General features: G+C 67.0%; 10 protein-coding genes. 2 read left to right on the plus strand and 8 right to left on the minus strand.

The features are described from left to right. Positions 1 to 19: 19 nt before the first annotated feature. Positions 20 to 961 carry a LysR family transcriptional regulator gene (locus CRP27_RS11840; protein WP_097180836.1) on the minus strand — a complete coding sequence of 314 codons (942 nt, stop codon included), beginning with the start codon at positions 959 to 961 and terminating at the stop codon, positions 20 to 22. Between the two features lie 64 nt (positions 962 to 1025). On the opposite strand from CRP27_RS11840, the gene CRP27_RS11845 reads away from it, so the two are divergent. Continuing rightward, complete coding sequence (locus CRP27_RS11845) at positions 1026 to 2039, plus strand: putative oxygenase MesX (RefSeq protein WP_097180837.1); 1014 nt, start codon at positions 1026 to 1028, stop codon at positions 2037 to 2039. Between the two features lie 14 nt (positions 2040 to 2053). Continuing rightward, the gene (locus CRP27_RS11850; RefSeq protein WP_097181055.1) at positions 2054 to 3091 is read left to right on the plus strand and encodes a methionine synthase; all 1038 of its coding nucleotides are present in this window, start codon (positions 2054 to 2056) and stop codon (positions 3089 to 3091) included. A gap of 226 nt (positions 3092 to 3317) precedes the next feature. Here CRP27_RS11850 and CRP27_RS11855 read toward each other — a convergent pair whose 3' ends face one another. The 7 genes from CRP27_RS11855 to CRP27_RS11885 form a co-directional block, all read right to left on the minus strand. Next, a complete protein-coding gene (locus CRP27_RS11855) occupies positions 3318 to 3749 on the minus strand; it encodes a DUF5695 domain-containing protein (RefSeq protein WP_141399751.1) in 432 nt (143 codons plus the stop codon). Between the two features lie 333 nt (positions 3750 to 4082). Next, positions 4083 to 4988, minus strand: coding sequence for an alpha/beta hydrolase fold domain-containing protein (locus CRP27_RS11860; protein ID WP_097180839.1), 906 nt, complete (start codon positions 4986 to 4988; stop codon positions 4083 to 4085). A 91-nt stretch (positions 4989 to 5079) separates the two neighbouring features. Continuing rightward, positions 5080 to 5856, minus strand: a complete 777-nt coding sequence (locus CRP27_RS11865; RefSeq protein ID WP_097180840.1) for a DUF2993 domain-containing protein — start codon at positions 5854 to 5856, stop codon at positions 5080 to 5082. 39 nt (positions 5857 to 5895) lie between these two features. Beyond that, positions 5896 to 7266 (minus strand): cell wall metabolism sensor histidine kinase WalK, encoded by a 1371-nt coding sequence (locus CRP27_RS11870; RefSeq protein ID WP_097180841.1) that lies wholly within the window; start codon positions 7264 to 7266, stop codon positions 5896 to 5898. Between the two features lie 86 nt (positions 7267 to 7352). Then, the gene (locus CRP27_RS11875) at positions 7353 to 8060 is read right to left on the minus strand and encodes a response regulator transcription factor (RefSeq protein ID WP_097180842.1); all 708 of its coding nucleotides are present in this window, start codon (positions 8058 to 8060) and stop codon (positions 7353 to 7355) included. Next, positions 8057 to 10180, minus strand: coding sequence for a YhgE/Pip domain-containing protein (locus tag CRP27_RS11880; protein WP_097180843.1), 2124 nt, complete (start codon positions 10178 to 10180; stop codon positions 8057 to 8059). Before CRP27_RS11880 ends, CRP27_RS11875 begins: the two co-directional genes overlap by 4 nt. Then, complete coding sequence (locus CRP27_RS11885; RefSeq protein WP_097180844.1) at positions 10177 to 13116, minus strand: MMPL family transporter; 2940 nt, start codon at positions 13114 to 13116, stop codon at positions 10177 to 10179. The genes CRP27_RS11880 and CRP27_RS11885 overlap by 4 nt, the downstream gene beginning before the upstream one ends. Positions 13117 to 13236: the final 120 nt, after the last annotated feature.

The raw sequence follows: 13236 nt of genomic DNA on the forward strand, positions 1-13236 counted from the left end.
CCTCATCTTGCCGCACGCCCTAGTCCAGCAGTTCGACCCCGGCACGGGCGACGACCCGACGCACCTCGTCCAGGTAGGTCTGCGCCTGCTCGGAGAGCGGTATCGCGGTGTGTGCGATCCACCCGATCTCGATGCGCTCGTCCACGTCGAGCGGGACGGCGACGATCCCGGGGTCGAGGTCGTCGCTGATGAGCCCCGTCGAGATCGTGTAGCCGTCGAGCCCGATCATGAGGTTGAAGATCGTGGCCCGGTCCGACACCCGGATCTCCCGCTTGCTGGACAGCGTCGAGAGGATCTCCTCGGACAGGTAGAACGAGTTGTTGGCACCCTGGTCGAACGTCAGCCGCGGCAGGTCCGCCAGGTCGGCGAGCGTCGCCCGGTCGCGGGACGCCAGCGGGTTCCGCCGCGACACGAAGATGTGCGGCTCCGCGACGAACAGCGGGTGGAACGCGACCCCCGCGTCCCGGAGCAGCTTCGCGATGACCTTCTCGTTGAAGTCGTTGCGGTAGAGGATGCCCACCTCACTCCGCAGCGTCCGGACGTCCTCGATGATGTCCCAGGTGCGCGTCTCCCGCAGGGAGAACTCGTACTCGTCCGCGTTCGCGCCGTCGACCATGCGGACGAACGCCTCGACCGCGAACGAGTAGTGCTGCGTGGACACCCCGAGCAGCCGCCGCGACGGCTGCCGCCCGACGTACCGCTGCTCGAGCAGGGACACCTGCTCGACGACCTGGCGGGCGTAGCCGAGGAACTCGACCCCGTCGACGGTGAGCTCGACCCCCCGCGCCGACCGGATGAAGAGCGCGCGTCCGACCCGTGCCTCGAGGTCCTTCATCGCCGCGGACAGGGTCGGCTGCGCCACGTAGAGCAGGTCCGCCGCCGCGCTGATCGAGCCCTCGGACGCGACCTCGATGAAGTAGCGGAGCTGCTGGAGGGTGATGTCGTTCGACACGCGCGGCATAGGCGGAGCCTATACGTGGCCATAGCACTTCTGGATTACCCGATGACCATCCAGGGACGGCACGATGAACGCACACTTCCCGCACCCTACGGACTGGCCGGCCTTGGACTTCTCCTTCCACATCGACACGACTCGGTTCGACGAGGACTACACCCCGTCGACGAGCTCGCGGGCGACGACGAACTTCGCCAACCTCGCCCGCGGCGAGCACCGCCAGCAGAACCTCCGCAACGCGCTCACGATGATCGACCGGCGGTGCAACGACCTCGCACGGTGGGACAACCCGAACGGTGACCGCTACCGCGTCGAGCTCGAGATCGTCTCGGCCACGGTCCGGTTCGAGGCGTCGGGCGAGGACCAGGAGTTCCCGCTCCTCGAAGTGCTCGACGTCCACATCGTCGACCAGCACACGGGGCTGCGCCACCAGGGGATCGTGGGCAACAACTTCTCGTCGTACCTGCGCGACTACGACTTCGCGGTCCGGCTGCCGTCCGTCGACAAGGCCGCGGGCATCCCCGAGGACTTCGGCCGTCTCCACGGGCTGCTCTTCCAGGACTTCCTGGCGTCGGACGCCTACCGCACCCGCTTCGACACCGAGCCCGTCGTGTGCATCAGCGTCTCGTCGAGCCAGACCTACCGCCGCACGGACAACGTCCACCCGGTCCTCGGGGTCGAGTACCACCACGAGCGGTCCTCGCTGACCGACGAGTACTTCGGACGGATGGGCCTGCAGGTGCGCTACTTCATGCCGCCCGGGTCGAAGGCGCCGCTCGCGTTCTACGCCGGCGGTGACCTGCTGAACGACTACTCGGACCTCCAGCTCGCCGGCACGATCAGCACCATGGAGACGTTCCAGAAGATCTACCGACCGGAGATCTACAACGCGAACGCGGCCGCCCCGAGCGTCTACCGGCCGAGCCTCGAACACCAGGACTTCTCGCGGACCGCCGTCGACTACGACCGCGAGGAGCGCAGCCGACTCGCGGTCACCCAGGGGCACTGGACGGCGGAGCACTTCGTGCAGCCGCACGGAGCGCTCCTCGACCGCTGGGCCGCCAGCGCCGCCACGATCCGATGACCGACAGGGACACCATGACGAACACCCTCCTGCCCACCTCGATCGTCGGCAGCCTGCCGAAGCCGTCCTGGCTCGCCGAGCCCGAGCGGCTCTGGTCCCCGTGGCTGCTCGACGGCGACGCACTCGCCGAGGGCAAGCAGGACGCGCTCCGGTCGGCCGTGCACGAGCAGGTGCACCGCGGCATCGACATCGTCAGCGACGGCGAGCAGACCCGGCAGCACTTCGTCACCACGTTCATCGAGCACCTCGACGGCGTCGACTTCGAGCACAAGGAGACCGTCCGGATCCGTGACCGGTACGACGCACAGGTGCCGACCGTCGTCGGAGCGGTGAGCCGCCGGCAGCCCGTGTTCGTCGAGGACGCCGAGTTCCTGCGTGCGCAGACCGACCGCCGGATCAAGTGGGCGCTCCCCGGCCCGATGACGATGATCGACACCCTTGCGGACCGCCACTACGGGAGCCGCGAGCAGCTCGCGTGGGAGTTCGCCACGATCCTCAACCAGGAGGCACGCGAGCTCGAGGCCGCCGGCGTCGACGTCATCCAGTTCGACGAGCCCGCGTTCACCGTCTTCCACGACGAGGTGCGGGACTGGGGTGTCGCCGCGCTCGAACGCGCCGCCGAGGGGCTCCGCGCCGAGACCGTCGTGCACATCTGCTACGGCTACGGCATCGAGGCGAACAACAAGTGGAAGGCGACGCTCGGCGCGGAGTGGCGCCAGTACGAGCAGTCGTTCCCACTGCTGCAGCAGTCGTCCATCGACACCGTCTCGCTGGAGAGCATCCACTCGCACGTCCCGCTCGAGCTCGTCGAGCTCATCCGCGGCAAGAAGGTCATGCTCGGCGCCGTCGACGTCGCGACCCAGACGGTGGAGACGCCGGAGGAGGTCGCGGAGGTCCTCCGCCGCGCCCTCGACTTCGTCGACGCCGACAAGCTCGTCCCGAGCTCGAACTGCGGGATGGCTCCGCTCGGCCGGCAGGCCGCGCTCGGCAAGCTGAGCGCGTTGTCCGCGGGTGCGGAGATCGTCCGGACCGAGCTCTCGGGACGCGGCTGACGGTCGCGGACCGACGAGCCGACGGACTGGAGGCGCGGTGCCAGCTGGCACCGTGCCTCCAGTCCGTCGAGATCGTCAGCGAGTCGGCAGTGCGTCCCCACCCGTGTCGGCAGCTTTCGATGGTCGGATCCGGCACATGACCCACCGTCCCCGCCGCCGCACCGTCATCACCGCAGCCGCCCTGACCCTGTTCGTGGTCGGGGGCGCCTGGGAAATCGGCGTCGACTCAGTCCCGCCGGATGGTGACCGTGCTCGACGCTTCCCTGAGCATCGGCAGGTCAATGGACACCGGGTTCCCGTCGCTGCGTACGGTGGTCGAGCCGGAAACGCCGTCGACGGTCACCGTGCAAGTTCCGGGCGGGAGGAAGAGGATCGAGAGGTTCGGTGCGTGTGCACCGCCGCTTACGCTCTGCAGCACAACCTCGATGGAAGACCTATCGTCCACAACCGTCGCGCTGGTGTACTTCGCGCGAGTGACCTGGACGGTCAGGTTGCCGACGTTGACGAAGGTGGACTTGTTCCGGACGCCGTCTCGAGGCGTGATCGTGTAGGAGTTGCCGCGCTGCGTGACGTCGCCGCCGCAGGCGTACAAACCGACACCGGGGTCCTGAATCACGATCACCGACGCAGCGCGCACACCGCCCCGGAATCCGAGCAAAGACTCTCCCGACCAACGACATCAGCGAAGCCGGTCACGACAGGGTCAAAGCGGATCGCGAAGCCCGTGAAGACCGCATCAGCGGCGCCATCGCCGTCTGCCTGACACACACCAACAGCGCCGGACGCCCGGGCAGCTTCCCGGATTGTTCGACCGCCCGACGGCCGAGATTGTTGGGTCGGCACCAGGCTCGCCGGCACGGTAGCCCGAGATCCGTTCCCGGAATACTCCACACAGGCCGAAGCGACCGACGCCCGACGGGGCAACCGCGCCCCCACGCATGGCCGTATCAGCACGAGCTGAGTTCGTCGAACGCAAGCTTCTCGCGCCGACTCATCCCGCTGCGAGTCGCTCCCGGACCTGTTCGAGCGCTCGGCTCGCTTCGGGCAGCGCCGGCACCGCCACGAAGACATGGAAGGCGCCGTGGACCTCCACATAACAGAGGTCCACCCCCGCGGAACGGGCGCGTTCGGCGAACAGGCGGCAGTCCGGGAGGAAGATGTCGTGTGTCCCGATGACCATCGTGGTCGGCGGAAATCCACGGAGGTCCGACCTCAGCGGGCTCACCGCTGGGTCGGACGGTGGAAGATCACCTGCCCAAAGCCTTCCTGCGTAACGCAGCCCTGGTGCGGCGAGGCTTGGATCTGCGCGTTCGACCGCCGCGATGTCTGGGTTGCTGAGCTCGATGTCGAGCCAGGGCGAGAAGAGGACGAGGTGCGGTACCCGTTTTCCGCGCACCCGGAGTTCCTCGGCGACCGCCGCGGCGAGGCCCCCGCCAGCGGAGTCGCCGACAAGCGGCCCCACCTCGATTCCGAACGCGAGCTGTTCGACGAGGTCGGCGAGTGCCGGCACCTCGACGGACGCTGTGCTCTCGGGCGCAACGCGGTACAGCGGTACGAGCACTTCGGCGTTGTTTTGCCCGGCGAGGGCGGCGACGAGGGCCCATTGCTGGGCGACGAGATCGTTGATGTACCCGCCACCGTGGAAGTAGATCAGCTTGCGTGTCGGGTTCGACCCTCGTGATCGAGCCGTGAGCACTGTCCTTGACAGATCGGTCCGCTCGGCGATCTCGAGCCTTCGGCCGACACGCGTACTCGGCTTCGCAGTCGGTTTTCCGCTGGACTTCGCGCGAGCGGCTTCGGTTGCAGCAGCTGACTGCAGCGTGCGCTTCACGCCTCGCGCGCGGAGCACCAGGTGCGCGAACCTCATCAAAAGGGAGATGCGCGGCGTTTCACTCAACGGCCTTCCTCCGGAATCGTCGGTACATCGCCGCGCTGCCGCCCACCGGCATCAGAGCCGAGGCTCCTGTCGATGACGGCCCCCGGTGTGGTCATTTCGCGGTCGACGACGAGGCACACTCGGACAGTGTGCCTGCGGAGGTAGTTCGCTGCGTGCCGGCCATACGATCGAGATCGAGATCGACGCTGATTCTCAGTCCATTACTCGTGCCGTGAACATCCTTGATCGTCGAACCCGTGGGCAGCTTCGGGGAGATGCTCCGGGGGTCAGCGAGCTTGTCGAGCGCGGGGAACCGGGAGGAGTCGAGGGAACTGGTCGGCAGCTCGAGCCCGCCCACGCCGATGGACTCTGCCGTCAACGTGATGGCCGTGGCGGTGTGCGCGAGTGCGAACACGACCGACACCTGCCTGCCCGACACCGCGAACACCCCTGTGATCCGGCTGCCCGACCCAGAGAAGCTCTGCGCCGTGACGGCCGCTCCACCACTCGTCGATTCTGCATCCGCGCCGCCGACCTTTGGGAGAGAGGACCAGGGCACCACAACGTCCGCCGAAGCCGAGGAGGCGTGGATGTTCCCCGTGTTCGTGGAGAGGTCCCGCATATCGATCGTCATGGAGCGCCCCGCCACGGAAGTCTTGACGGTCACGTCGTCGAGCGTCCCGCGAGCGGCTTGCGTGGCGACAGGGAAGCCCTTCACGGTGGTCGTCACGGCCGACGGCTCTCCACCCACGGCGCATGCGACGGCGGTTCCAACGCGCGCTTCCACCTTTTCGCGGATGATGAGTTCAGCGGCCACCCCGCCTCCGAGGACGAGGACGAGGACGACCGCGGTACCGGCTGCGATGAATCCGACCGCTCGCTTCTTCATGAGCCCACGACATCGCACGAAGATGACGCCGAAGGGCCGTCAAGGCTGACGGTTCCCTGACGGAGTGGAAGCGAGCAGGGGCAGACGGACCACCAGGACAGTCCCGACACCAAGCTCGCTCTCCGCGGTCACCGTTCCGTTGTACGACTCGACGATCGAGCGCACGATGGCAAGGCCCAGACCCGAGCCGCCGGTCTCGCGGGTACGGCTGGAGTCCCCACGCCAGAAGCGCTCGAAGATGTGGGGCATCTGATCCGGTCGGAGACCCGGACCCGTGTCTGCCACTCGGACCTCTGCGAACCCCGACGTGCGCGTGGCGGTCACACGCACAGTCGCAGTGGACGATGTATGTCGCACCGCGTTACCGATCAGGTTGCGGAACACCTGGAGGAGACGGCCCTCGTCCGCCGTCACGCTCAACGGGCCGCGCACGTCCAGTGTGATCATCCGGTCCGGGTCGACGACACGAGCATCGTCGACAGTCTCCTCCAGCAGCGGTTCGAGGTCGAGCGGTTGGCCGTCGGCGGCGGTTCCCTCGTCGAGCCGCGTCAGCAGGGCGAGTTCCTCGACGAGGGTTCGCATACGAGCGAGTTGCACATGCACACGATGAATTGCGTGCGCTCGGGCGTCCGCCTCGAGCAGACCCCCGGCGAGGTCGAGTTCGATCCAGCCGACTGCCGTGGTGAGCGGCGTGCGGAGTTCGTGCGAGGCGTCCGCCACAAAGGACCGGACCCGGGCCTCGGCGTCGGCTTGTGCGTCGAGTGCCGCGTTCACCGTGCTCGCGAGTCGGGTGATGTCCGGGTCGTCGCTGTCCGGAGACAGTCGGCGTCGACGATCTCCCCCGGCGATACGAGCAGCGTGCTCAGCCATGATTCGGAGTGGACGAAGTCCTCGGGTCACGATCAGCCACGCGAGGAGCACCAGGAAAGCGATCGAGGCGAGCGAAGTGATGAAGGTGATCCGTACGACTTGGCTCACCGTGGCGACGTCGTCGGACGAGTCGTTCACCAGGACGATCGTGTCGCACGGGGTCCGCACCCCTCCGACATTGAGGACGAGACCGAGGTCGTGCACATCGACGGCCATGGCGACGAGTTTCGGGTGGCCCGGCACCGGTGTTGGTTCTGAGAACAGGTCTTCGTGGTCGGCGATGCGGTCAGCCGTGTCGGCGTCGACACCGGACCATGCGATTGCGCGGCTGTCCGCAAGGGCGACCACGTCGCGAGTCCCCTTGTCGGTGAAGTCGCGGAGTTGGCTCGCGGAGAGGTCGAGGCCGTGCAGAGCATCGAGGGATGCCGTCAGGCGGGTGGACGTCTCTCGGAGTCGGTCGTCGACCCGGCCCTCGAGGTAGGACCGAAGCAAGACCGTGCTCAGTACCGCCGACACCGCAATCGCGAGGATCAGGATCACACCGATCGCGACGACGATCCTCGCACGGACCGATCGCACACGCGGCCGCGACCCCAGATGTACGGACCGCACGCCGTCCGGTCGTGTCACCGTTGGTCCGGAGCTCGCAGCGAGTACCCGAATCCCCGGATCGTGTGAATGAGTGGGTCGCCGAGTGCGTCGAGCTTCCGGCGGAGGTTCGCGACGAACCGTTCCACCACGTTGCCGTCGCCGCCGAAGTCGTAGTTCCACACGCGATCGAGGATCTGTGCTTTCGACACCACTCCGTCGACGTTTTCGAGCAGGTAGGTGAGCAGGCGGTACTCGGTTGGTGAGAGTTCGACCGTTGCGGCACCTCGGGCGACGACGTGCCGACTGAGATCGACGCTCAGATCGGCGCACCGGAGGATCGTATTCCCCTTCGGTGGCTCGGCGACGGCACGGGATCGCCGCACGAGCGCTTCGACGCGAGCAGCAATCTCGACGACGCTGAAGGGCTTTGTGACGTAGTCGTCACCGCCGATGCGGAGACCCCGGACCCGATCCTCGATCGCGTCCCGAGCCGTCAGGAACAGGACGGGCAGGCGGTCTCCACGCCCACGGAGCAGCTGCACCAGTTCAAAGCCATCGGTTCCCGGCATCATGACGTCCAACACCAGGACCTCCGGTGGTTCCCTCGTCAGCTCGGATAGTGCTTCCCGGACCCCGGGGACAGTCGTGACGGCGAAGCCGGCGAATTCGAGCGTGGACGAGAGCATCTCCCGGATGTCGGGGTCATCGTCGACGACGAGGACGCGAACGGGCTCGAAGATCATGCTTCACTCTGCCACGCCATCTGCAAGCCCCGACGACTCGGAGCCGTGGTGACAACGAACGGGCCGACCATCCGCCGTCTTGCCGTCGCGACGACGATGGCGACGACGGCCCCGGCGCCCCAGATGGTCAGGACGACGACCACTGACGTGAGCGACGTCGTCGACCCTCCGGTCGCGGTCTGGCTCACGCCATTGATGAACGCGGTGAGGGGCATGACAGCGTTCGCCCACTGCAAGATTCCGGGTGCGGTCTGCAGGGGCACGATGTTGCCGACAGACGCGAATTGGATCACGAGGAACAGGAGGAACAGCAGCGTGCCGAAGCGACGGAAGACACTCGCGAACGCCTGTGCGAGGAGCGTGAAGGAGAATGACCCGAGCAGGGTCAGGACGCCGAACGTCAGCGGATGAGCGACCTCGATGCCGGCGATGGCCACGACTGCGACCACGACCACGGTCTGCGCGAGTGCGACGCCCAGACGAGGCAGGACCCACCGAACAGTCAGACGCCAATTGGATACGGGCGCGGACATGCGAAGGTCGGCCGGGCGTCGGCGCCACAACAGCATCCCGACGATCGCTCCGAACCAGAGCGCGAACGCGATGATCGCAGCGGTAACCCATCCGAGTCCGTCGCCGCTGTTCTGGTTCGACGTCGCGAGATCGATCGGGTCGCTGACGACGTTTGAGAGTTCCTCTTGCTGTTGATCAGAGTAGGTAGGAGCCTTGGCCGCGCCGCTCTGGAGCCCGCTGGTCAACGACTGCGCGCCGGAATCGAGTGAGGTGGCGCTGGAGGCAAGGGACGATGCTCCCGTCGCGAGAGACGTGCCGGCGTCTGCGGCAGTCGCTGCACCGGATGCGAGTTGGCTTGCCCCGTCGTCGACGGTTGATGCGCTGTCGGCGACGGACGCAGTCCCCGAGGCAACTTGACCCGCACCGTCCTCAAGGCTCGAGGCTGACGTCGCGAGCGAGGATGCGCCGGCTGCGAGCTCGGTCGCGCTGCTCGACAGCGTCGCGGAACCCTTGGCGAGTTCGTTGCTTCCCGTTTCCACGGACTGCGCACCGGCGTCAACCTGCGCCGCTGCCTGCGCGACTGACGCGGCGCCGGTGGCCGCAGTTGTCAGCGACTGGCAGAACGCTGGTGCTGCAGCTGCGGCACGACACGAGTTGACCAGGGAGGTGAGGGTGGTGGACACAGTGGCGGCGCCGGCGGCCGCTGCCCCGGATCCATCAGTGAGGGTGTTGGCTCCGCTTGCCAGGTCCGCGCTCTTGTCCGCCAATGTCGAGGCGCCGGAGGCGATGGATCCTGCGCTCGCGCCGAGTTCGGCCGCTCCGTCGCTGACAGATGTGGTGCCAGCAGCGACGCTGGCTGCGCCGCTCTCGACCTTCTCGGCACCCTTGGTCAGCGATGCGGTCCCCGTGGCGAGGGAGGCTGCACCGTCTGAGAGGTCCTGGAGGCTCTCGTCGAGGCTGGCGCTCCCAGTTTCGATCTGATCGGCGCCGCTTGCCAGTTGTGCACTACCGTCACTGACCTGTTTCGCGCTCCCGGCGGCGCTCGAGAGGGATTCCTGCTCGTCGTTGAAGCCGACGTAAACGTTCTTGAGGTAGCCGGCGGTGATCTGCTGCCCGAGCGTCGTCGCCGCGGTGGTGGCGACGGCCGAGCTGATCACCCCAGCGGTGGTGCTCGATGCCTGGTTGCTGACGAGTTGGAGCTTCGCCTTGGTCGGGTCGTCGGTTCCCGATGACAGGACGGATTTCGAGAAGTCTTTTGGGATGGTGAGCACTGAGTAGTACTTCCCACTCTGCAACCCGTCCTTCGCGTCCTGGCTGCTCGTCAACGTCCAGTCAAGGTCGGCCGTGGACGATGTCTTTGGATCGGTCAATGCTGCGGCGAGGGACCGGCCAGCGGCCATCGGTTGGTCTCCCGTGATGATCTGGTCATTGTTGACGATCGCCACGGGAACCCGGTTGAGCGCATCGCTCCGTCCTGAGACTGACCACACCAGCATTGCTGCCGCGAGCAGAGGCAGGACGATGGCAGTCGTGACGAAGAGGATCATGCGGCGTTCCCCGCGCCGAGGGCGCTTCGCGGCAGCATCGAATGGGGCGATCGTGGTCATCGGGCGTCCTTCGAGGTGAGTGCGGCTTCCGCTGTCAGCGGCGCGACGTCGAGAAGTGGCAGCGGGGTTGGGGCCCGTGGACCAGCGAGTTCGGCGACCGGCACGCTACGGTCGACCGCAGCGCGGAGGTCAGCTCCGAGGAGGACAACGGCGGCTCCGTGTTCCGCGGTTCCTTGCGCCAACTGAGCAGCACGGTCCATCGCTTCGGCGTGATCCGCTGGGGTTGCGCCGAACAGCACGATGACCGCGGCTCCCGCTGCTGCCGCGATCGCGACGTCGAGGTCGGCGGACCCGATCTCGTGCCCATCGTCGTCACGACCTTCGGACAGTGTGTCGAGAAGGTCGAAGGTCTGAGCAACGATGCGCTGCCGGCTCCGGCGGGACCATGTCAGGCCGTCGACCCGGTGCCGCACCTCGCGGAGCGCTGCTTCGCGGCTGTTGAACGCGCCGACCGACACGTTGTCACCGAGGTTCACCACAGCGCTCGAGCGAGCGACCGCGGATCGCCGTTCCGGGAGCAGCTGCCCGTTGATCACCATGTCCCCGCCAGCGAAGCGCCCGCGTCCCGTGAGCACGTACGCGAGGGAACGCTCGACGTGCGCGTCGCGGACGACGACGCCCGCCACCGCCCCGCAGGGCACGACCAGGTCGATGTCGAACGGCGTGTCGTGCAGGCGAAGCCCGTGGGCCCAGATGGCCGCGTCCGCACCGTTTCGGTCCCGCCATTCCAGGTACCGCACGTACCGCTCGAGGGCGGCACCTTCGACGTCAACGGTCGGCAGAACACGATCCAGCCAGGCCGGGAGCCACCAGGCTTGCGCACCGAGGAGCTGGAGCACTGCAGGGACGAGGGTCATCCGGACGAGGAACGCGTCGACGAAGACGCCGATGGCGAGTCCGAGCGCAATGGGCTGGATCGTCGCTGACCCGTTCGGGACGAACGCCAGGAACACGCAGCCCATGATGAGTGCCGCCGCGCTGACAACCTTCGCGGAAGCAGCGAATCCGGTCAGCACGGATGCGCGGGCGTCCCTGGTGCGGATGAAGTCCTCCCGCATCCGGGAGACCAGGAACATCTCGTAGTCCATCGCCAGACCGAAAAGCACACCCATGATGAAGATCGGGAGGAAGCTCACCACCGTGCCCGTACCTGTCTCCAGACCCGGGCCGAGCCAGCCCCATTGGAAGACTGCAACGACGGCTCCGAGCGCGGAACCGACGGACAGCAGGTACCCGAACGTCGCCTTGAGCGGGACAGCGATCGACCGGAATACGATCATCAGGAGCACGAGCGACAGCCCGATCACGACGGCCCCAAATGGGACGAGCGCCGTCGCGAGCTTCGCGGACACGTCGAGCGTGACCGCGGTCGTGCCCGCAACGAGAATGTCGGTGACGCCCGCCTTCTTCTCGAGGGCAGATGCGTCCGCACGGATCCGATTCACGAGCGCCGCAGTCGTGGGATCGCTCTGTCCTCCCTCTGGGATCACCTGGATGAGGGCTGTGTCAGCGCTCTCGTTCGGGGTGGCCTGCGTGACTGCTTCAACACCGTCGATCTGCTTGATGTCGTCCGCGAGGTCGCTGACGGTCTGTTTCGGGTCGTCGGAGGAGATGATGTTCGCAGCTACCGACAGCGGGGCGGTGTACCCGGCGCCGAACTCCGTAGCGATCTTCTGGTAGGTCTTCCCGGCTGGTGTCGAGACCGAGGCGGTGCTCGAATCGGGGAGTGCGAGGGCGATACTGAATGCCGGTACTGACATCACGGCGAGGCCGACGGTGACGACGACGACGGTGATCAGTGGCCGGCGCGTGACCAGACGGAGCCAGATGCGGCTCAACCCACCAGAAGGCGCCGCCTGCTTCGTCGGCGGCATGGCGGGGGCCTTTGCAGGCTGCGTTCCCCGGCCACGTCGCTGACGGCGTTTCGCTCGCGGACGAAGCCGCGTGCCGAAGGTGAGCGCGATCGCCGGTACCAAGGTGAGTGCGATCAGGACCGCGATCGCCACGGCGCCTGCGGCGGTCAGTCCCATCACCGTGAGGATCGGGATACCCGTGATCGACAGCCCGCAGAGTGCGATGACCACCGTTGCGCCGGCGAAGACGACTGCGCTCCCCGCGGTCGCGAGAGCCCGCGCCATCGCCTCGACCGGGTCGAGTCCGGTCGCGAGTTCGCTTCGATGCCGGGACAGCAGGAACAGGGCGTAGTCGATGCCGACGGCGAGGCCGAGCATCTCTGCGAGCGTCGGCGACGTGCTCGAGATCCGACCGAAGTGCGACGCGACGATCACACCGCACAACGTCACCGCCACGCCGACGATGGCCGTGACCAGAGGCATGCCGGCGGCGAGGAACGACCCGAACGTCACGAGCAAGATGAGGAACGCGAGGATCAGCCCGAGGAGCTCGGGGAGCTTGCTCGTCTTGGCGGTGTCAGAACTGTACGGGGCTCCGCCGACGGTCACATCGACGTCCTCCGTCGCGGCCGAGTCCGCAGTGTCCACGACCTTGTCGAGGAGTGACTGAGATGGCTTCTGGTCCGCGAACATCACCTGCCCCAGCACGGCACGGCCGTCCTTCGAAACCACCGGACTGTCGAAGGTGAGCGGATCCGTCATGGTCACATCGGGCAGACCGTCGATCGCCTTTGTGATGGACTCGACCTCAGCCTTGGCATCGCTGGTGTCGATGCGCCCGGACTGGACGCTCATCACGACTTGTCCGGTACTGCCGCCCCCGCCCGACGTGCTGAATCGCTGGGCGAGTAGATCCTGGCCCGCCTGCGACTGGGAGCCAGGGAGCGTGAACGTGTCGTCATAGTTCGACTTCAACACCCCAGCAGACCCACCGACGGCCACGAGAACCACGATCCATCCGACGATGAACCAACCACGATGTGCGCCGATGAAGCGGCCGATTCGGTACAGGAAGAGCGACACGACGGTCCTTTCGCGATTGCGGGACCGCCCGCAGCCGGTCCCGAGCCATCACTCCAACTGTTCGACCTGATCGGCGAGGGCGGAGGAACCTGACGGCTACCTGACGGTCTTACGATCGGT

It is taken from the genome of Curtobacterium sp. 314Chir4.1 (genome assembly GCF_900215175.1).
Taxonomy (GTDB): Bacteria; Actinomycetota; Actinomycetes; order Actinomycetales; family Microbacteriaceae; genus Curtobacterium; species Curtobacterium pusillum_A.